Here is an 18,818-nt window from a genome sequence, read left to right on the forward strand (position 1 = left end):
AAGTGAGCTCAATAAATTAAATATCGACCTGCATGTTGTCAATTAATCTAACAGAGCCTAAAAAGGCTGCGGCTAAAATAACAAAATGGTTATCATCGAGTGTAGCAGTTTTTAAGGTATCTCGTTGAGCTATCTCAAAATAGTCTGGTTTTAAGCCAGCTTGCTCTAGGCTTTGTTTAGCGCGAGTTTTAAGCGCGGTGAAATCTTTATTGCCTTGCTTAAGCTGCTCGGCACAATGGGTTAGCGCTTTAAATAAAGCGGTGGCTGTTATTTTTTGCTCGTCTGATAAGTAGCCATTACGTGAACTCATTGCCAAACCAGATATTTCACGCATGGTAGGTACGCCAATAATTTCAACTGGTATAGATAGATCGCGAGTCATCGTTTTAATCACTTGAAGTTGCTGAAAGTCTTTTTCACCAAAGCAAGCGTAGTCAGGTTGCACCAAGTTAAATAGCTTAGTAACAACCGTAGCTACGCCTTTAAAATGCCCAGGGCGCGAACCGCCACAGTACCCAAGTGACACGCCAGGCACGTCAACAAAGCTCTGCTCGCCAAGCCCATTTGGGTAAATTGTGTCTACGCTTGGGGTAAATACTATATCAGTGCCTAACTCTGCAAGGCCTTGTTTATCTTCTGATAATGTACGGGGATAATTATCTAAATCTTCGTTAGCACCAAACTGCATCGGGTTTACAAAAATACTAACAACCACTTTATCGGCTACGTTTTTTGCTTTTTCAACGAGTGAAAAGTGTCCTCGATGTAAGTTGCCCATTGTTGGCACAAACGCCACACTTAAGCCTGCTTGTCGCCAGGCTTTAATTTGACTACGTAGTGATTTAATTTCAGTAATTGACTGCATTATTTAAACTCATGTTCAGCGCTTGGAAAAGCGCCACTTTTTACATCAGAACAATACTTTTGAACAGCCGCTGGCATGTTGCCAGTTTCTAATAAAAAGTTTTTTGAAAATTTTGGAATATAACCTGCCGAAATACCGACTAGGTCGTGCATTACTAATATTTGACCGTCGGTCACATTACCAGCACCAATGCCTATGGTTGGAATACTAAGCGCATCAGTAATGCGCTTTGCCAATGCACTCGGGATACACTCAAGTACTAATAATTGTGCGCCAGCAGCTTCTAATGCTTTTGCATCATCAATCATTTTTTGTGCTTTGTCTTCTTCGCGACCTTGGATTTTAAAGCCGCCAAATACATGCACAGATTGAGGGGTAAGGCCTAAGTGCCCACACACAGGAATACCTTGTTGAGTAAGCGCTTTAATACTGTCGTAAAGCCATTCGCCACCTTCAAGCTTTACCATGTTTGCACCAGCGCGCATAAGTTCTGCGGCATTTTTACAGGTGTCGTTAACGCTTGAATATGTCATAAATGGCATGTCGGCAATAACAAATAATTCACGGCTTCCTGCACGTACACAGCGAGTATGATAAGCAATATCCTGGTTGGTTACGCCAAGGGTGTCATCACCGCCTTGTAGCACCATACCCAACGAGTCACCGACTAAAATAACGTCAACGCCATTATCATGAAATAACTTTGCAAAGCTCGCATCGTAAGCGGTTAATGCCGTGATTTTGTTATTTTCTGCTTTCATTTTATTTAAAGTAGAAACGGTTATTTTAGACATAATATTCCTCGCAGGCATAAGCCTAGGTTAATTACAGAGGTAATTGTTGTAAGTCGTTGAGCGGTAAATTAGTTGCAATGGTTTTTAGTGCAATTCCGCCAGGTAAAATAAGTTCAGGCGCAAGTTCAAGCAACGGATACACAACAAACTCGCGCTCATTCAAGCCATAATGGGGCACAGTCAAGCGTGCGGTATTAATAATTTTATTGCCAAACAAAAGCGTGTCTATGTCTAGCGTTCGTGGACCCCAACGTTCGGCTTTTCTTACACGGCCATGCTTAAGTTCTATTTCTTGAGTTAAATCAAGTAGCTGTTCTGGTTCAAGGTGGGTATTAATACAGGCAACAGCGTTAATATAGTCTGGCTGGTCTTGTGGCCCCATGGGCTTACTTGCGTAATAATGAGACACGCTTACAAGCTCGCTATGCGGCAGATTTTTAAGTGCCGCAACCGCATTATCAAGCTGCTTTTTAGGTGAGTTTAAGTTTGCACCTAATCCTAAATAAACACAGTTCATGTTATTACTCTGCTTGCTTTCTTGGTGCGCGGCGACGAGAACGTTTACGCGGTTTTGGACCACCTTGATGACCTAAGTTTTTAACCATGTCTTTTTGACCGTTAATATCTTGGCTAAGGTATTGAGTCCACCACTGTGCAAGTTCTTCATGCTCAGTTTCACCCGCATCTACGCGCAACAATAAAAAGTCGTAAGCGGCTTTAAAGCGTGGTTGTTGCGTTAACCTGTATGCACGTTGGCCTGCACGTTTATCTAGACGATGTTGAATGTGCCAAATATCGCGAGCACCCAGTGTAAAGCGTTTGGGTACAGCAATATGTTGGGCACTTTCGCTGAGTACTTTATTCATTGCTTGTGCAAAGGCATCGTATTCGCTAAGTTGTTCTTCTGCTTGAAGCTTTTTGGTTATTGCTAAAAGCGGGAACCACAGTAGTGCGGCAAAAATAAATGCAGGTGTTACTTTTTTATCAGCATTTATGCGTTTGTCGGTATTTTGAAACATTTGCTGAACAAAGGTATGCTCTAGCCCATTAGGGTTAGCTTCTAAAATTTTATCAAGCGCAGGAAATAATGCACGGAAAAGCCCGTATTGGCGAAGCATTAAAAAGTTAGCTTCGGCTTTACCGTTTAAAAACAGTTTTAGCACTTCTTCAAACAAACGCGCCGGCGGAATATTATCAAGTAAGCTGGCAAGCTCGCTAATCGGTTTTTCGCTATTAGGCGCAATGCTCATATCAAGCTTTGTTGCAAATCGTATAGCGCGTAACATACGCACTGGATCTTCACGGTATCGTGTTTCGGGATCGCCAATAAGCTCTATTTGTTTTGCTTTAATAGCGGCCAAACCATTGGCGTAATCGTGAATGCTAAAGTCGTTAATTGAGTAATACAAAGCATTAATTGAAAAATCGCGGCGCTCGGCATCTTCTTCAATGCTACCAAATACGTTGTCGCGTAATAATTGCCCTTCAGTACTTGATTGGCTTATTTGGTTTTTAGACTCAGGCGCTTCGTGATGGCCACGCATGGTTGCCACTTCAATAATTTCGCGGCCAAAAACAATGTGCGCTAAACGAAAGCGGCGACCAATTAATCGGCAGTTCCTAAATAGCTTTTTAACTTGGTCGGGTGTTGCGTTAGTGACTACATCAAAGTCTTTAGGTTGTTGGCCTAACAATATATCGCGAATACAACCACCAACCAGGTAGGCATCGTAGCCACCGTCTTTTAATCGGTATAACACTTTGATTGCATTTGGGCTAAATTGTTTACGAGAAATACCATGCTCACCGCGTGTGATTACTAATGGTTCGCTGCTTACAGAGGCATTTTCAGCACTCGTATTTGGGCCGATTATCTGTCGGCAAAATTGAAAAAGCTTGGAAATAATAATCCGTCTCCTAGAAGGTGTTGATTGGCATGTCATCGCAATCAAAAACAACCGCAAATAGTGGTATTAAACCCCAATACTTACTGTCTTACTCAATTAGCATATATTTAGGCGGCTATCATATACCAGCAGGGTTTAAAAATTAAGTTGATGTGTTGAAATTAAGCTGTTTTTCGCGATTTTATTTACATAGTTTAGTAAATTAGTTGACTTGAGTTGTTTGCTACTGAGAAATTTGTATTTCAGCAACTTTAGGTACTTGCTTTAACTCAAAGGTATTTACACCCCATTCAACCAGCTGCTCGGTGGTTAAATCCATTAAATCAGCATGAGTTGGCAAGCCTAAAAATTCAAAGGCACTTATTAATGCGGGTTTTGGCTCTATTTTACTAATTGCAGGGGCGTAGTTTTGTTTAGATAGTTTAAAGCCCGGCTTGGCAACGGCTAAAGGTAAGTGGGCAAACTCAGGGATAGGATGATTGAGCTGCTCAAATAAACTGATTTGTCGTGCTGTGGGTTCTATTAAATCGGCGCCTCTAACAATGCGATTTATGCCTTGATCAATATCGTCAACAACAACCACTAATTGGTAGGCAAATAAGCCATCACTTCGTTTTATTATGTAATCTTCGTGGGCCAGCTCACTACAAACATTGATATCACCTTGAATCAGATCGTTAAAATATGTGGTTGCATGGCATTGTGTTAAACGAAGTGCGCCTGAATCGGTTGAGTGCCCAAGATTTTTACACTGGCCTTGATAAATTCCACCCAATGCTTTTATTTGTTTTCGGCTACATTGGCAGGCATAAACACATTTTTGATTTTCAAGTGAGCTGACGACGTCTTGGTATAAATCGAGCCGTTTGGTTTGATAAACAACCGGTTCATCCCAGTGGAGGCAATAGGCTTGTAAGGTATTTAGGATATCGGTGTCGGCATCTTTTACCACTCGAGTGGTGTCTATATCTTCGATACGGACGAGCCAAGACCCTTTATTTGATTTTGCATCAAGGTAGCTGCCTACAGCCGCAACAAGTGAGCCAAAATGAAGTGGCCCAGAAGGAGACGGTGCAAAACGACCGCGATAGTTGCGCATAGGCGCAGTAACGGCTGCAGGTGACATGCTAATTAATGAGGTTAATTAGCCGCGTCCAGCTTGTTTTTCTTTAATTTCTGCAAGTGTTTTACAGTCTACGCATAAATCAGCAGTTGGTCGCGCTTCTAAGCGGCGAATACCAATTTCGATTCCACAAGACTCACAAAAGCCAAAATCATCTTCTTTAATTAAAATAATTGTTTTTTCAATTTTTTTAATTAATTTGCGTTCGCGGTCACGAGTGCGAAGTTCTAAAGAGAACTCTTCTTCTTGTGCAGCGCGGTCAACTGGGTCAGGAAAGTTAGCAGCTTCGTCTTGCATATGCGACTTTGTACGATCAACTTCGTTACGTAAATCGTTACGCCAAGTTTCTAAAATCGTTTTGAAATGAGCACGTTGTGCTTCATTCATATACTCTTCGCCTGGTTTTTCTTGGTATGGTTCTAAACCGGCTTGAGCCAATAAACCATGTTTCTTTTGGTCTGGCATAACTCTCTCCTAAATCCTTAATTTAATGCCTCAGCATTAGCCGGCGGTATAAATAACAGAAACTTATACCCTAGGCAAATTTATTTTTAATTATACGAATTAGCTTCAACCATGCTTTGCGAGTAAAAAGTGCGTTAATGATGGTGCTTAATTAACTAACTTACTGGTTTATAAAACTTGCCTTTACATATGGGCAAAATTTTAAAAAACAAGGCTAACTCTGGAATTGATTTTTATTGCATCAATCATTTTCATCGCGTTGTTTGTTCTAATTACCTGATGTAATTGTTTGGTTATACATTACTTTATAAATGCTATTTTTTTATGAAGCACCACTTCATTCTCACAAATGAGTGCTTTATACACTACTACTTCAACACCGCTAGCAATGGCTTTTTGTAAAAGTTGTGCGTATTTTTCATCGATATGCGCTGCTGCGCTCACTGCATTTATACCTTCATGTAAAACAGCGAACAGTAGTACGGCGCGATGGCCTTGTTCGACCACTTCAATGAGCTCGCGAAGGTGTTTTTGTCCACGTAATGTTTGTGCATCAGGAAAATAGCCTTGGCCGCTATGCGGTTCATCTTGGCTTAGCAAGGTGACTGATTTAACTTCAACGTAGCAGTTTTTAGTATTTGGGCTTGTGAGTAAAAAGTCGATGCGACTGTTTTCACTGCCATATTTAACTTCACTTTGAAGTTGCTCATAGCCAGTTAGTTCATTAATTACATTATGATTAATTGCTTCTTCTACCACTTTATTAGCGACCGCTGTATTAACACATATAAGGTGCCCTAAATCATTTTGGGTCAGCTCTAATGAATGTGGATACTTTCGTTTTACGTTATCGCTTGTTGAATAAAAAGCAGTAAAGCCTGGCTCAGCGCAGCCTGTCATTTTTCCTGTGTTAGCACAATACGCGGTAAACTCAGCGCCATCACCGAGTTTTAAATCAGCCAAAAACCGCTTGTAGCGTTTAATTAATGTGGCCGATTGCAATGCTGGTGTGTACTTCATGGTATGTCCAATGTGGTTAATAGTGTGATGAGTGTTATTTATCTCAAGCTGTTGGGAACTTAGGCGCACTATAGTAAACTCAACAGCACATTTAAGTGCAAGGATATTCTAACATGAGTGAAAAATTTGTTGTTCAACTAAGCGAACACGCAGCACCGAGTCATTGGGGCGAAAGCGCAACGTTGTCATTTAACGAACGTGGTGCAACCGTTCATTTATCTGAGCAAGAAACATTAAAAAATGTTCAAAAAGCAGCGCGTACTATTGCCAATCAAGGCGTTAAACACGTTGAACTTGCGGGCGATACATGGTGCACAGAAAGTCAATGGGCTTTTTATCAAGGTTTTGTCACACCTAAACTATTAAATGGTGTTGAGTTTGTTGATAACGCACAATCTGATCTGCAAGAACTTGCGCATTTAAAAAGCTCAGCAACGTGGGCGCGTGAAATGGTTAACGGCACTGCAGACGATATTTACCCTGAAAGCCTTGCAGAAAAAGCCGCTGAGTTTATTCAATCACTGGCCCCTGAGCACGTAAGCTACCAAATAATTAAAGGCGATGCGTTATTAGAGCAACAATGGATTGGTATTCATGCTGTTGGTCGTGGGAGTGTTCGCCCACCGGTATTGTTAGAGCTTGATTACAACCCTACAGGCGACGATAACGCACCAGTCAGTGCAGCCCTTGTGGGTAAAGGTATTACGTTTGATTCGGGCGGTTATTCAATTAAGTCAAGCGAAGGCATGCTAGGGATGAAGTGTGATATGGGCGGTGCTGCAACAGTAACGGCTGGTTTAGCACTTGCTATTAATCGTGGTATTGAAAAGCGTATTAAATTATTTTTATGTTGTGCTGAGAACTTAATTTCTGGCCACGCTTACAAATTAGGCGACATTCTTACTTACAAAAATGGCACAACCGTTGAAATTGTAAACACGGATGCAGAAGGGCGTTTAGTGCTTGCCGATGGCCTAATGGCTGCTGGCGAAACGGGCGCACCTTTAATTATTGACGCAGCAACATTAACAGGCGCTGCATTGGTTGCTGTTGGCCAAGAATATAATGCGTTGTTTGCACTTGATAAAGAGCTGGCACGCGAAGTTGAAGGCTTTGCTTCTCAAGAAATGGAAGCCGCTTGGCCATTACCACTTGAAAAGTGGCACCAACAAAACTGTCCATCACCTTATGCTGACACGGCTAATAGCCGCGCGCAAAAAGGTGGCGGCTATGGCGGTGCATCAAATGCTGCAGGCTTCTTATCACGCTTTGTACCAAACGATGGCAAAGGTTGGGTACACATTGACTTAGCGGCTGCATTTAACATGGGTAGCACAAGTCAGTGGGCTGCCGGCGCAACAACACAGGGTATGCGTACAGTTGCTCGTACGCTGCTTGAAAAAGCGTAACGCTAAAAAATACGCTATTGAGAGAAATTAGGCACCGTTTGGTGCCTTTTTTGATCCACAAGCAAGCAATTTTATTTAATTTACGGTAAAATCCCTCGCCAATACCTGTTTGAGTGACTAATTTGGTTTTACTCTAAACTACACTCAAATATTATATCCACCACTGGGGTTTCTAACTATGTCAGATAAGTGCTATATCACAGCTCAACAGTTACTTGAAGATTCATTCCGCGTAGCGGCACAAGTATACAAAGACGGCTTTCGTCCTGATTTTATTATAGGTATTTGGCGAGGTGGTGCACCGATTGGTATTGCGGTTCAAGAATATTACGATTACAAAGGCATTGAAACTGACCATATTGCAGTGCGTACATCGTCTTATTACGGTATTGGCCAACAATCAAAAGAAATTAAAGTACATGGTTTACATTACATTGTAGAAAACGCCAATGCGGGTGATTCACTGCTTATTGTTGACGATGTATTTGACTCAGGACGCAGTATTGTTGCGTTAAAGGAAAAGCTTTCAGAGCTAATGCGCTTAAACTTACCGCGCGATATTCGAATTGCTTGCCCATACTACAAACCAAAAAATTCAAAAGTAGATACCGTACCTGACTACTACATTCATGAGTCGGAAGAGTGGTTAGTATTCCCGCATGAGTTATCGGGTTTAACACCGGATGAAATTATTGAAGGTAAATCTGACTTAGTAAAAATTCACGACATTTTACTAGAAGACTAATACACATAACACACTTAATATACATTTAGCCTTATGAACTGATTATTCGTTTTTAGGGCAATAAAAAAGGCCTTAATTGGCCTTTTTTATTGCGTGTTTAAAGCTGTGCAAAGCTATCTACATATTCACTAAGCATTGGAATGTCGACCGCTTGTAAACCTGTTGTGCTTCTTTGCACTAGGCCCTTTTCGACTAATTCTGTCACAACACGCCTGTAAGCTCGCTCAGTGGTCGCAAAGCGTTCAGCCTCAGCGTTAACCGTTGGGTAGGCTCTAAGCAGTGTAGGGTTATTGTTCTCGGCTCTCAGTAAGCAGTCTTTGGCTATGTTATAGCTAAGTGGCAGTAATAACTTATCTAAGTTGATTTTTTGGTTTTCTTGAAATTTAGCAGCAATAGTTTGTGCCGTGTATAAGCTAAGCTCTGGTTTTTCGAGCAATAATGCACGCCAGTGTCTTAATTCAATCAGGTTGTAAGTTACATCGCTAAAGCAGGTTACCGTATAAATACACGGATTGTTGTTGAGCGCTTCTATTTCGCCTATGAGGGTATTATTACAATCCAGTTGTCCTAGCAGCAGGCGTCGTCCGTTTCCTACGTCATAACTAAATGACACAGTGCCGCTGCGAACAAGCACAAGCTTGCTTAAAGGCTGATCTTGATGGATCAGCACTTCTTTTTTTGATTGTTGATAACTACTACCGGCAAAGGTGAGTAATTGTTCAACAAGATAACTAGAAAAATGGTATTGAAACATCAATATGCTCTTCGGACATTTGTCCTATTTATTATGTTTTAATGACGGTAGCATTAACACATTAAGAATTTACGCTAACTTGCTACTAATACTTTTAGCTTTGCTATGGGTATTATTTTACCTTCATTTCCCGTGTAATGATTTAAGAATTTGTTGGTTTTTTTGCCGGCAAACTTTTTCAGGTTTTTAAGCAAGTTAGCTTTTTATTTACGTATGTCACTTCGCTTAATTATTAATATAAGAGAGCTACTCTCTTAATAGCCAATTATTTTCAAACTCTAAATAACGCTCATAATTAAGCAAAGTGCTATTACTTTGCAATACTTACAACTGTAATAAGTTAGCATTAGTGTAATGCTAACCCAAAGGTTAGGAGAGAACAATTGAGTTGGGAATATTTAGGCTATATTGCGTCAGCTTTATTGGTTGCATCACTCACTATGACCGATGTAGTAAAGCTTCGTTGGTACAACATGTTAGGGTGTATTGTGTTTACGGCTTATGGCGTAGCTATTGGTGCTGTTCCCGTTGTTTTTACCAACGCGCTACTGGCATTGGTTAACTTGTATCACATTGTAAAATTATATCGCCAGCCAAAAGTTGATCAGCCCGAGGCACAGCAGCCAAAAAGTTAAATGACATGGTTTGTATTAAAAAAGGGTTAACTTGCGTTAACCCTCTTTTTGTTTATTTAGCTGCGCTCTCTTTGTTATCGAATCGCTTCATACCGGCAATCCATGTTTGTAGTACTTGAGTTTTGTAAATATCTTCAACGGGTACTTTAAAATAATCTTTATCCACTAAAATAAAGTCGGCCCATTTACCTTGCTCTAAGCTCCCTATTTTAAACTCTTGATGGGCGGCATAAGCTCCGCCAAGCGTAAAGGCACGTAGTGCATCTTCGCGGCTCAGTACTTCGCTTGGACGCCAGCCGTTTTCAGGCTGTTTGTTATGATCCATTCGTGTAATTGCTGAATATAAACCATCAAACGGATTTGCAAGCTCTACAGGGTAGTCAGAGCCCGCAGCAACCACTGAACCTTGTTGTAAAAATGTTTGCCATGCGTATGCAAAGCTAAGTTGCTTTTCAGTCAGGCGCTGCTCGGCCATATGCATGTCAGATGTTGCATGTACAGGTTGCATTGATGGGATAATTTTTAGTGCTTTAAATCGAGGAATATCGTCTGGCGTTACTATTTGTGCGTGCTCAATTCGGTTGCGCAGTAAAATACCGCCTGTTTTTTTAAACACATTTTCGTAAGCGTCTAAAACCACACGATTGGCTTTGTCACCAATGGCATGGGTGTTGGCGGTAAAGCCATTTTTAAAGCTTTGCGTAAATAGTGCTTCGAGTTTCTCTTGGGTTTCAAGCATTAACCCATGATGGCCAGCACGGTCGGCATAATCTTCAATAAGCGCTGCGCCACGCGAGCCTAATGCACCATCGGCATACACTTTAACACTACGAATTTCCATAAAATCATAGTTATCGTGATATGGCCCCGCTTTTAACATCGCTGGTAAATCTGGGCTAGCACCGCTTAGCATTGCCACAATACGTAAAGGTAAATTGCCTTGTTCACCGCGCTCTTTGTACACTTCCCATGTGGCTTTATCTATCCCAGCATCGTGAGTAGAGGTAATACCTAAACTTAATAAATGCTTACCTGCGGCATCGAGTGAGTTGCTAATATCTTGTTTTGAAGGGGCTGGCATGTGCTGAACAATTAACGATTCAGCTTTATCAACAAAAATACCGGTAGGGTTACCAAATTCATCTTTAATTATCTCACCGCCTTTTGGCGATTTTGTGTCGGCGTTAATGCCTGCAAGTTCAAGCGCTTTTGAGTTAACCCAAATTGCATGGCTATCAACACGAGATAGAACAACCGGACGATCGCTTACCACTTTGTCTAAATCTTTAGCGCTAGGGAAGCGTGTATCTGGCCATAACTCTTGGTTCCAGCCACGGCCGATGATCCAACCTTGTTTACCTTGCGCAAATTGCTTTAATTTATTTGTAACGTCATCAACCGACTTCGCACCGCGTACATCTAACTGCGATAAGTTATCGCCTAGCCCAATAACATGGCCGTGGGCATCAATTAAGCCGGGTAGTAAGGTGTTGCCTTTCGCGTCTATTAGCTTGGCATCTGGAAAGCTTTCTTTGAGTGTGTCGCCGCCTACTTTAACGACCTTGCCATCTTTTATAACCAAAGTGCTAAATTGTTGAAGCTCGCCTTTTTGCATTTTGCCTTTATAAAGCGGGGTATAACCATTGGCATTATAAATAACTTTGGTTTGCGCAATCGCAAAGCTAGACCCTGCACAGAGACTGGCAAGTATAAGTGGTTTAAGTAAATTTTTGAGTAACATAGTGCACTGATTTGTTATTTTTAGTGCAATAACACTAGCAAACCCTTTTTTAGAATACCAATAGGATGCGATAAGCTCGTAAAATAGACAGTTAAAGCTAAGCTAGCTGCTTAGCTATTAAATTAATTGCCTAAAACGTTAGGTTAAAAAGGTTAATTAAATTTGTGCTACTTGCTGGCATATAAATGGTATTCACTCAGTGTTAGCCGACCGTCTTTATCTTGGTCGTAACTTACAAATTTAGACCACAAGGCTGGGTCTATTGAAGCTTCAGAGCGAGTTAAAAATCCATCTTTATTTCTGTCTATTTTTTTAAATTGGTTATTAATGCTGTCACTGATGGCAAAACTTGATGCGCTAAATACAAGTAGAGCGCATAAAATAAAAAAGTGTATGGGATTCATTAAAATACTCAGTAAAGATTGTTAGTAAGGTAATTTTTAAATTCAATTAATGAAATTTGTTTATCTTGATTTTTATCCCACATTATAAACGTGCTAAGTAACTGGGGCTGGCGTTCTAGTTCGTTATGAGTAAGGTAACCGTTTTTATCTGTATCGAGGTGATCAAAGCGCTGTTTTACATCAAGTGCAGAAGCATTAAAACTTAAAAGCAACGCTATGGTGGTTACAAAGTAACGTATCTTCATGGTAGTCCTTCCAAAAGGGTAATTAAGTTGTATTGAATAATGAGTTATTACGCTTAATTAGATAAAGCACTTGCCATAATTTAACTCCCAACATTAAATCCTTTTACACATTCCCTCAGGGATTATGGCAAATGCTTTAGTACACTTTACAAGTTAAAAGCTTAAGCAAAACTTAATCTGTTATGGCTTAAAGTTTTCAAACTCTGCTTTAGAGATCATCTCGTTGTTGTCTTCGTCTAAATCGGTAAACTGTCTAAGTAGCTCTTTATCCTGCTTAGCTTCAACAAACGAGATACTTCCGTCCATGTTTGTATCTAAGTGTGCAAATCGCACGGCCGAAGGAGAAGCTAATACCGTTGCACTGATAGCTAAAAATAATAATAAAAAAGCAGCAATAAGTTGTTTCATAATTTCATTCCTTTTGAAGTTAATTTATTGAATAAATTTTCTGAATTCATTTAGCGACAACTGACCATTTTGGTCTGTGTCTATTTGTGCAAAGTTTTCCTTAAGCACGGCGTCCATTTTTGCCTCGGCTTCGCTTAACAGGCCGTCGCTGTCCTTATCTAGTTCATTAAACGTAGCGTCAACGTCCATAGCGTATGCGCCTGTATTCACAAAACCCAACGCAAGTAATGTTGAAAAAACCAAAGTGTTAATGTTCATGTGTATTTCCCTATTAAATTTATTTGTTACACCCATTACAAAAAGGGTGCCAAATTTTATTTTTATTTACTTTCAATGAGTTGTGTTTTTTAGTTTGGGTTTGTAGGTAAAAATTACACTGACTGTGTGTAATTTTGTGTAAATACAGCAACAGGGTTGAAGGTATTTTTTGTGATCTTAGTTAAATCAATCAGTTGTGCTGTTGCTGTTTAGCAACAAAATGGCGATTTAAAATGAATATGGTTCAGCATGTGTATAGGCGGTATTGATAATAATAGGCGCGTTATTTACTTACAGAGTTTACTGCAATGGCTGCAACGTTTGCTAAACATTACAATGCAATGCTTAATTGGCGCCCTAATTTAATAGGGCAGTTTGCGTTAAGCATGCTGCTGTCGTTATTGCCACTGTCTATTGTGGTTATTGTGTTTTTAAATGCGTTAAACAAGCAGCTAGCAACCACCCAGCAAATTGTGAGTAATCATTACCAGCTCACAAAATCGTTCGCTAATTTAAAGCAAGACCTTAATAGCCTTGAGCGCGCAACAAGGCAAAATTGGGTGTTAAAAAGTGATGCGCTCAACGCCCTCATTGTTGATAAATGGCAATCGTCTGTGCAGAGCATAAATGAACTCAAACACATTAATGCAAACCCAGACTACATATACCAATGGACACAGCTTTTAACTATTTTGCAAACAGCACAACACCAGCTCGTTGAGAAAAAACAGCAAAAAGCAGAGCTCTTCTTACCCATAAGCGAGTCAATTACAGAGCTCACAGTGTGGCTCAAAAATAAAAACGAAGCGCAAATAACCCATAACCAAAACGAGCTAGCCAGCCTACAAGCGTCGTTTATAAATTGGCTAGTGGCACTTATTCCTCTTACTTTATTGGTTGGCGGCGGCTTTTTATGGCGTATAAGTTTGCGCTTAAAAGGGCTTACTAGGGTTATTGATAAGCTCGGGCAGGGTGATTGGCACCAAAAGATAGCAGTAAAAGGCTCGTCAGAGTTAGTCGAACTCGGAGAAAAACTACAGTGGGTACAAACTCAGCTGTATATGCTTGAGCAACAAAAGGATACGTTTTTACGCCACGTAACACACGAACTTAAAACACCACTTGCCTCTATGGTTGAAGGAACCGATTTACTCACCGATGAAATTGTTGGCCCTATTAATAACGAACAAAAAGCGGTGCTTACCCTTATAACTCAATCTACGGTGCGCCTTCGCATGATGATAGATAGCCTACTCAGTTATAACGCTATTAGAGCAACGATAAACAGCTCAAGCGAGGTTAATATTGATCATTTAATTAAAAAAATTAATGGTCATTTTGAGCATCGTCTAACGGCCCGAAAGCAATGTATTCAGTGGAAAAACTCTGTTTCAAGCACTGTCCTTGCGCTTCCTAATGAACTAATAGAAATGATGCTAATTCAGTTAATTTCAAATAGCTTAAAATTTTCTGATGATGACCAAGGTGTGATTGTAAATTTAAAATGCGAGCAACATCAGCTGTGTTTGGAGGTGGCCGATAATGGCTGTGGCATTAAAGAGCACGAAATAAAGCATATTTTTAGTGCGTTTTATCAAGGTAAACATGAGCAAAGCATTACCTTACAAGGCAGTGGTTTGGGCCTAACAATAGTAAAAGAGACGGTTGAGCAGCTACAAGGCACATTAAGTGTTGAGAAAAATAAACCACACGGTTGCCGTTTTTTAATAAAAATACCAATCAGTAAAAATTTAGGAGTTAATTAACAATGCGCATACTCACTATTTTATGTGTGCTTGCAGGTAGCCTAATTGTATCGGGTTGTGAGCTTAATGATGGCACGCAAGCGCTGGGCGATACTAAAATATCAAATACTAAAAACGTATCTCCTAGCCCCAAGCCAATGCCTAAATTAGCCCCTGTTTACCCCTCCGCTGAGCGGGTTATAGCGCTGCATGCAAATCAATGCGGCGGGTTTACATTGCCACCAACAAAGCGGTCATTTAAAGGTGAAAATGAGCTAAAAGCATTTTTTAAATTTATGTGCTTAAACGTAAGTACCGACCCAAATACAGTAATGACCAAGTTACTTAAACTCGACCTAGCCTATTTTTGGCCTGATGATATAAAACAGTACTTATGGCTGCAAAAACAGCAAATCACCTTACAAATAAACGCGCAAAAAGAGCAGCAAGCACTTAATAACCAAATGCAGAAAACCCTGTCGTCGCTGGCAGATATAGAGCAGCAGCTATTACTTCGCGAAGACACTAAGGAGCAGTAACCATGACCACAAATAGCCCGCACCAAGCAAAAGTGTTATTAGTTGACGACGATGCAAGTTTATTAAAGTTACTTGCTATTCGTATTGAATCAAAAGGCTATCAAGTAACAACTTGTGAAAGTGGCTTAGCAGCACTACAAATTTTAAAAAGCCACGTGTTTGATGCCGTCATTACCGACTTACGAATGGATGAAATGGACGGCATGGCGCTGCATCGTCAACTGCAAAGTCGATACCCTGCATTACCAGTAATTATGATGACGGCGCATGGCTCTATTCCTGATGCGGTTGAAGCCACTAAACAAGGTATTTTTGCTTTTATTACTAAACCGGTCGATAAAGACGAGCTATTCGATAGCCTTGCAAATGCAATAGACATTCACGGTGTAAATACCGATGAAGCCCCATCAAAAAGTAATATAGTAACGCGCAGTGGTGCCATGTTGCACTTGCTTGAACAAGTTAAGTTACTTGGGCCTACTCAAGTTAATGTGCTTATTTCGGGGGCCAGTGGAACGGGAAAGGAATTACTAGCGCAAGCTATTCACCAGCATAGCCAAGTAAGTAACGGACCCTTTGTGGCTATAAATTGTGGTGCTGTACCAGGGGAACTTTTAGAGTCTGAATTATTTGGCCACAAAAAAGGATCGTTTACTGGTGCTGTAAAAGATCACCAAGGTTTATTTCAGCAAGCGCAGGGCGGTACATTATTTTTAGATGAAATTGGCGATATGCCCCTTAACTTACAAGTAAAGCTACTGCGTGTGCTACAAGAAAAAACCATTCGCCCAGTGGGTTTTCAAGAAGAGATCCCAATTGATGTGCGTATTGTATCGGCAACTCACAAAAACTTGCCCGAAGCCATTAAAAACCAACAGTTTAGAGAAGATTTATACTACCGCCTAAATGTGGTTAATTTAAAATTACCACCACTGTGTGAACGCCGTGAAGATATAAGCCTCTTGGCCCAATACTTTAGCGCAAGTATCGCTAAACGCATGAACCAAAATGAAAAACACTTTGCTAATGATGCCATGCACGCATTGGTACGTTATGATTGGCCAGGAAATATTCGTCAGTTACAAAACGTTGTTGAACAAGTGGTAGCCTTAACACCGGGCGAGGTTATTTCAGCGCATTTAGTGTTAGCCGCACTCGATAGCAACGAAAAAAGCGTAGAGCCACTCTCATTAAACGACGCTAAAAAAGAATTTGAACGTGATTACGTTATTAATACGCTAAAAATGGCCGGCGGCAACGTAGCAGAAGGCGCCAAACTTGCTAAGCGTAATCGTTCAGACTTTTATAAACTCATTAAAAAACACAATATTGATGTTGAGAGTTTGGCGTAAAAAACATTAAAGGAATCTTCATGCAGTTATTTATGGTGTATTTAGGCGGGCGAATTCAAGGTTGCCACATAGAAATGCACGACATTCGGTTTGTGGTTGGGCAAAACATAGAGCAAACCTACACCAAATTAAAAAGCCAATGGGTTGGCGATAAAAACAGCGTACACATGGATAGTTTTATGGCTGTTAATAATATTGATGGCTACAAAGTAGAAGTGGTAGACGACTATGTTGAACAAAATAAGCAGCTTTATTTTGTAAATTTAGGCGCTTACAGAAGCGACTCAATGGCGGAGCAACACGACTTTGCATTGTATGTAGCAAGCAGCAGTGAAGAGGCAAAGCAGCGCGCTAAACACGATTTGCTCGCAGGCCTGAGCCATATACATAAAGACGACTTACACGACGTAGACGATTGCTTTGCAATAGACTTGCTCGACAGTCAATTAACTATAAAGCTTACTCCAAGCGGGCTTTCTCAGCCTATAAAACCGGATTGGTTTGGTTACCATGTTTTATAAGTAAGTAACCTGAACTTTGAATAATAAAGCTATCTCACGCTGCTATTTTTCTTGTTCGTTTTGCTCATCTTTTTCACTGTTCGATGCCAGCTTAAAGGCTACAATAACCAAGCCAAACATAGCGAACGGCAGAGCTGCTAACATGTATTCAACCATGTTGCTGTCTTGAAAATTAGCTTGCAATAAAAAGTGACCCGCTACACACATAACAATAACGACCAACAAAATTGGCAGCAGCATAAGTTCTTTTTTTGATGAATGATTTTTCATTGAATAATTGCTTAAACAAAAAATGATGCGCTATTGTAATGAGCTTACATATGCTTGGCAAACAGCAGCGCTTTTAATGATATGATTGCTATAAATGAAGTTTGTAAATCAGTGTGGAAACAACGTGAAAAGTAGCTTAAAAAACGTTTACCTAGTTGGCGGGGCAGTACGCGACAAACTGCTAAACATTGCATCAAAAGATAACGATTATGTGGTTATTGGCGAAACGCCAAGTACCATGGAATCGCTTGGTTTTTTACCAATAGGTAGCGACTTTCCTGTTTATTTACACCCCAAAACAAAAGAAGAGTACGCATTAGGGCGTACCGAGCGAAAAAGCGGTAAAGGCTATACTGGCTTTGTTGTAGACGCCAGCCCTAGCGTAACACTCGAAGAAGACTTAGCAAGGCGCGACTTAACCATAAACTCTATGGCGCTTGACGAAAGCGGTAAAATTATTGACCCCTTTAATGGGCAACACGATTTACAAAATAAAATACTGCGCCACACCACACACGCATTTGTAGAAGATCCGGTACGAGTGTTACGCATTGCGCGATTTTTAGCACGTTATGGCAGTGATTGGCAAATCCACCCAAGTACCTATGCGTTAATGCGAGAGCTTAAAAATAAAGGTGAGCTTAACCATTTAGTGCCCGAACGCGTATGGCTAGAAACCGAAAAAGCGCTTGGCGAAAAGTACCCCGAGCTTTATTTTCAAGCATTAGATGGGCTGGGCATTTTTCCAGAAATTGAACAAATGAAAAATGTACCACAACCTGCCAATCATCACCCTGAAGGCGATGTATTTGTGCATACAATGTTGGTGCTTAGGCGTGCGGCCGACTTAAATGTTAATTTAGAAACCCGCTTTGCTGCGCTTACACACGATTTTGGTAAAGCCCTTAGCTATAAAATACGCGGCAATTTACGCGGTCATGAACGCGAAGGTGTAGCGGTAGTCGAGTCATTTTGTAATCGTTTAAAAGTGCCTAATCGCTTTCGTGATATTGGCATGCTTACCAGCGATAACCACACTTTATGCCATACGATTGATCAGCTTAGGCCGCAAACTATTCATAAATTAATTGTCACTAATTTAAATGGGTTGGTGCACCCTGAGCGCTTTTTAGCCTTTACTCAAGCCTGCCAATGTGACGCGCAAGGGCGCGGAGAAACACTGGTTAATAAGCCTTACCCGCAGGCAATTAAGCTGCGCGCCATTCATAGTAAATTACAGCAAATGGATAAAAAGCACATAGTGCAACAGGCACTTAAAAGTGGTAAAAAAGGCCCAGAAATAGGCGAAGCGGTAAAGCTGGCAGAAATAAACTGTATCAAAGCGTTTTTAAGCGGTGAGCCAAGTACAGCAAATTAATTTGTGTAGATTAAATTAAGTACCGCGATATGCCTTGCACCTCAAGGCGCGGTACTTTTTAAAGGTCGTTTACCTGAGTATTCTGTGGTTTATTTGCCTCAGGCTCAGCATTTTTATCTGATTTATATAAACTAAAAATAAAGTCGAGCTCTTCTCGTTCAAGTGATGGGGTCACGGCAAATCCTACTGCTTAATGTGTTAATATAGCCCCAGAGTATGTGAACGCGACTGAATTAAAAG

22 protein-coding genes are annotated in these 18,818 nt (G+C 40.6%); 8 read left to right on the plus strand and 14 right to left on the minus strand.

Annotated features, from left to right (window positions below):
• Positions 1–16: 16 nt before the first annotated feature.
• The 7 genes from panC to sfsA form a co-directional block, all read right to left on the minus strand.
• Positions 17–865 (minus strand): pantoate--beta-alanine ligase, encoded by an 849-nt coding sequence (gene panC, locus AC27I2_RS01945; protein ID WP_058403097.1) that lies wholly within the window; start codon positions 863–865, stop codon positions 17–19.
• Positions 865–1,659 (minus strand): 3-methyl-2-oxobutanoate hydroxymethyltransferase, encoded by a 795-nt coding sequence (gene panB / locus AC27I2_RS01950; protein ID WP_487203381.1) that lies wholly within the window; start codon positions 1,657–1,659, stop codon positions 865–867. The genes panC and panB overlap by 1 nt, the downstream gene beginning before the upstream one ends.
• A gap of 31 nt (positions 1,660–1,690) precedes the next feature.
• On the minus strand, positions 1,691–2,176 hold the full coding sequence (gene folK, locus AC27I2_RS01955) for a 2-amino-4-hydroxy-6-hydroxymethyldihydropteridine diphosphokinase (RefSeq protein ID WP_487203382.1): 486 nt from the start codon (positions 2,174–2,176) through the stop codon (positions 1,691–1,693).
• A 4-nt stretch (positions 2,177–2,180) separates the two neighbouring features.
• Complete coding sequence (pcnB, locus tag AC27I2_RS01960; RefSeq protein WP_487203599.1) at positions 2,181–3,602, minus strand: polynucleotide adenylyltransferase PcnB; 1,422 nt, start codon at positions 3,600–3,602, stop codon at positions 2,181–2,183.
• A gap of 187 nt (positions 3,603–3,789) precedes the next feature.
• Positions 3,790–4,692: a tRNA glutamyl-Q(34) synthetase GluQRS gene (gene gluQRS, locus AC27I2_RS01965; RefSeq protein WP_487203383.1), complete on the minus strand. Its 903-nt coding sequence runs from the start codon at positions 4,690–4,692 to the stop codon at positions 3,790–3,792.
• 18 nt (positions 4,693–4,710) lie between these two features.
• The gene (gene dksA / locus AC27I2_RS01970; protein WP_006791878.1) at positions 4,711–5,154 is read right to left on the minus strand and encodes an RNA polymerase-binding protein DksA; all 444 of its coding nucleotides are present in this window, start codon (positions 5,152–5,154) and stop codon (positions 4,711–4,713) included.
• 300 nt (positions 5,155–5,454) lie between these two features.
• Positions 5,455–6,174 (minus strand): DNA/RNA nuclease SfsA, encoded by a 720-nt coding sequence (gene sfsA / locus AC27I2_RS01975; RefSeq protein ID WP_487203384.1) that lies wholly within the window; start codon positions 6,172–6,174, stop codon positions 5,455–5,457.
• Positions 6,175–6,287: 113 nt separating this feature from the next.
• Here sfsA and pepB point away from each other — a divergent pair, with 113 nt between their 5' ends.
• Both pepB and AC27I2_RS01985 read left to right on the plus strand, forming a co-directional pair.
• Complete coding sequence (gene pepB, locus AC27I2_RS01980) at positions 6,288–7,583, plus strand: aminopeptidase PepB (RefSeq protein ID WP_138527772.1); 1,296 nt, start codon at positions 6,288–6,290, stop codon at positions 7,581–7,583.
• 178 nt (positions 7,584–7,761) lie between these two features.
• Positions 7,762–8,328, plus strand: coding sequence for a phosphoribosyltransferase (locus AC27I2_RS01985; RefSeq protein WP_006791881.1), 567 nt, complete (start codon positions 7,762–7,764; stop codon positions 8,326–8,328).
• A gap of 97 nt (positions 8,329–8,425) precedes the next feature.
• Here AC27I2_RS01985 and AC27I2_RS01990 read toward each other — a convergent pair whose 3' ends face one another.
• Positions 8,426–9,082 (minus strand): Crp/Fnr family transcriptional regulator, encoded by a 657-nt coding sequence (locus AC27I2_RS01990; protein ID WP_008130963.1) that lies wholly within the window; start codon positions 9,080–9,082, stop codon positions 8,426–8,428.
• Between the two features lie 383 nt (positions 9,083–9,465).
• Between AC27I2_RS01990 and AC27I2_RS01995 the strand changes: the two genes are divergently transcribed.
• A complete protein-coding gene (locus AC27I2_RS01995; RefSeq protein WP_058403091.1) occupies positions 9,466–9,717 on the plus strand; it encodes a YgjV family protein in 252 nt (83 codons plus the stop codon).
• Positions 9,718–9,769: 52 nt separating this feature from the next.
• Here AC27I2_RS01995 and AC27I2_RS02000 read toward each other — a convergent pair whose 3' ends face one another.
• From AC27I2_RS02000 to AC27I2_RS02020, 5 genes are all read right to left on the minus strand, one after another.
• Entirely contained in the window at positions 9,770–11,458 is a 1,689-nt protein-coding gene (locus AC27I2_RS02000; protein WP_487203385.1) for an amidohydrolase, read from the minus strand.
• A 167-nt stretch (positions 11,459–11,625) separates the two neighbouring features.
• On the minus strand, positions 11,626–11,862 hold the full coding sequence (locus AC27I2_RS02005) for a calcium-binding protein (protein ID WP_058403089.1): 237 nt from the start codon (positions 11,860–11,862) through the stop codon (positions 11,626–11,628).
• Between the two features lie 8 nt (positions 11,863–11,870).
• Positions 11,871–12,107: an EF-hand domain-containing protein gene (locus AC27I2_RS02010; RefSeq protein WP_058403088.1), complete on the minus strand. Its 237-nt coding sequence runs from the start codon at positions 12,105–12,107 to the stop codon at positions 11,871–11,873.
• Between the two features lie 180 nt (positions 12,108–12,287).
• Complete coding sequence (locus tag AC27I2_RS02015) at positions 12,288–12,515, minus strand: EF-hand domain-containing protein (RefSeq protein ID WP_058550820.1); 228 nt, start codon at positions 12,513–12,515, stop codon at positions 12,288–12,290.
• Positions 12,516–12,539: 24 nt separating this feature from the next.
• Positions 12,540–12,773 (minus strand): EF-hand domain-containing protein, encoded by a 234-nt coding sequence (locus AC27I2_RS02020; RefSeq protein WP_487203386.1) that lies wholly within the window; start codon positions 12,771–12,773, stop codon positions 12,540–12,542.
• Positions 12,774–13,081: 308 nt separating this feature from the next.
• Between AC27I2_RS02020 and AC27I2_RS02025 the strand changes: the two genes are divergently transcribed.
• From AC27I2_RS02025 to AC27I2_RS02040, 4 genes are read left to right on the plus strand one after another with little or no spacing between them, the layout of a single operon-like run.
• The gene (locus AC27I2_RS02025; protein ID WP_487203387.1) at positions 13,082–14,539 is read left to right on the plus strand and encodes a HAMP domain-containing sensor histidine kinase; all 1,458 of its coding nucleotides are present in this window, start codon (positions 13,082–13,084) and stop codon (positions 14,537–14,539) included.
• A 2-nt stretch (positions 14,540–14,541) separates the two neighbouring features.
• Positions 14,542–15,057: a hypothetical protein gene (locus tag AC27I2_RS02030; protein WP_058403084.1), complete on the plus strand. Its 516-nt coding sequence runs from the start codon at positions 14,542–14,544 to the stop codon at positions 15,055–15,057.
• A gap of 2 nt (positions 15,058–15,059) precedes the next feature.
• Positions 15,060–16,409 carry a sigma 54-interacting transcriptional regulator gene (locus tag AC27I2_RS02035; protein WP_487203388.1) on the plus strand — a complete coding sequence of 450 codons (1,350 nt, stop codon included), beginning with the start codon at positions 15,060–15,062 and terminating at the stop codon, positions 16,407–16,409.
• 20 nt (positions 16,410–16,429) lie between these two features.
• Complete coding sequence (locus AC27I2_RS02040) at positions 16,430–16,930, plus strand: DUF1543 domain-containing protein (protein ID WP_058550825.1); 501 nt, start codon at positions 16,430–16,432, stop codon at positions 16,928–16,930.
• 42 nt (positions 16,931–16,972) lie between these two features.
• Here AC27I2_RS02040 and AC27I2_RS02045 read toward each other — a convergent pair whose 3' ends face one another.
• Positions 16,973–17,200 (minus strand): hypothetical protein, encoded by a 228-nt coding sequence (locus tag AC27I2_RS02045; protein WP_058403081.1) that lies wholly within the window; start codon positions 17,198–17,200, stop codon positions 16,973–16,975.
• Between the two features lie 124 nt (positions 17,201–17,324).
• Here AC27I2_RS02045 and AC27I2_RS02050 point away from each other — a divergent pair, with 124 nt between their 5' ends.
• Positions 17,325–18,578 (plus strand): multifunctional CCA addition/repair protein, encoded by a 1,254-nt coding sequence (locus AC27I2_RS02050; protein ID WP_487203389.1) that lies wholly within the window; start codon positions 17,325–17,327, stop codon positions 18,576–18,578.
• Positions 18,579–18,818: the final 240 nt, after the last annotated feature.

The organism is Pseudoalteromonas sp. NH0006-46 (assembly GCF_057547735.1).

What these genes read in the sequence shown, in the direction of transcription:
- AC27I2_RS02040 (WP_058550825.1), top strand. Translation starts at nt 16,430, where the DNA reads ATGCAGTTATTTATGGTGTATTTAGGCGGGCGAATTCAAGGTTGCCAC.
- pepB (WP_138527772.1), top strand. Translation starts at nt 6,288, where the DNA reads ATGAGTGAAAAATTTGTTGTTCAACTAAGCGAACACGCAGCACCGAGT.
- AC27I2_RS01985 (WP_006791881.1), top strand. Translation starts at nt 7,762, where the DNA reads ATGTCAGATAAGTGCTATATCACAGCTCAACAGTTACTTGAAGATTCA.
- gluQRS (WP_487203383.1), bottom strand. Translation starts at nt 4,692, where the DNA reads ATGTCACCTGCAGCCGTTACTGCGCCTATGCGCAACTATCGCGGTCGT.
- pcnB (WP_487203599.1), bottom strand. Translation starts at nt 3,602, where the DNA reads ATGACATGCCAATCAACACCTTCTAGGAGACGGATTATTATTTCCAAG.
- dksA (WP_006791878.1), bottom strand. Translation starts at nt 5,154, where the DNA reads ATGCCAGACCAAAAGAAACATGGTTTATTGGCTCAAGCCGGTTTAGAA.
- AC27I2_RS02025 (WP_487203387.1), top strand. Translation starts at nt 13,082, where the DNA reads ATGGCTGCAACGTTTGCTAAACATTACAATGCAATGCTTAATTGGCGC.
- AC27I2_RS01990 (WP_008130963.1), bottom strand. Translation starts at nt 9,082, where the DNA reads ATGTTTCAATACCATTTTTCTAGTTATCTTGTTGAACAATTACTCACC.
- AC27I2_RS02015 (WP_058550820.1), bottom strand. Translation starts at nt 12,515, where the DNA reads ATGAAACAACTTATTGCTGCTTTTTTATTATTATTTTTAGCTATCAGT.
- panC (WP_058403097.1), bottom strand. Translation starts at nt 865, where the DNA reads ATGCAGTCAATTACTGAAATTAAATCACTACGTAGTCAAATTAAAGCC.
- AC27I2_RS02020 (WP_487203386.1), bottom strand. Translation starts at nt 12,773, where the DNA reads ATGAACATTAACACTTTGGTTTTTTCAACATTACTTGCGTTGGGTTTT.
- folK (WP_487203382.1), bottom strand. Translation starts at nt 2,176, where the DNA reads ATGAACTGTGTTTATTTAGGATTAGGTGCAAACTTAAACTCACCTAAA.
- AC27I2_RS02010 (WP_058403088.1), bottom strand. Translation starts at nt 12,107, where the DNA reads ATGAAGATACGTTACTTTGTAACCACCATAGCGTTGCTTTTAAGTTTT.
- AC27I2_RS02045 (WP_058403081.1), bottom strand. Translation starts at nt 17,200, where the DNA reads ATGAAAAATCATTCATCAAAAAAAGAACTTATGCTGCTGCCAATTTTG.
- panB (WP_487203381.1), bottom strand. Translation starts at nt 1,659, where the DNA reads ATGTCTAAAATAACCGTTTCTACTTTAAATAAAATGAAAGCAGAAAAT.
- sfsA (WP_487203384.1), bottom strand. Translation starts at nt 6,174, where the DNA reads ATGAAGTACACACCAGCATTGCAATCGGCCACATTAATTAAACGCTAC.
- AC27I2_RS02005 (WP_058403089.1), bottom strand. Translation starts at nt 11,862, where the DNA reads ATGAATCCCATACACTTTTTTATTTTATGCGCTCTACTTGTATTTAGC.
- AC27I2_RS02030 (WP_058403084.1), top strand. Translation starts at nt 14,542, where the DNA reads ATGCGCATACTCACTATTTTATGTGTGCTTGCAGGTAGCCTAATTGTA.
- AC27I2_RS02000 (WP_487203385.1), bottom strand. Translation starts at nt 11,458, where the DNA reads ATGTTACTCAAAAATTTACTTAAACCACTTATACTTGCCAGTCTCTGT.
- AC27I2_RS02035 (WP_487203388.1), top strand. Translation starts at nt 15,060, where the DNA reads ATGACCACAAATAGCCCGCACCAAGCAAAAGTGTTATTAGTTGACGAC.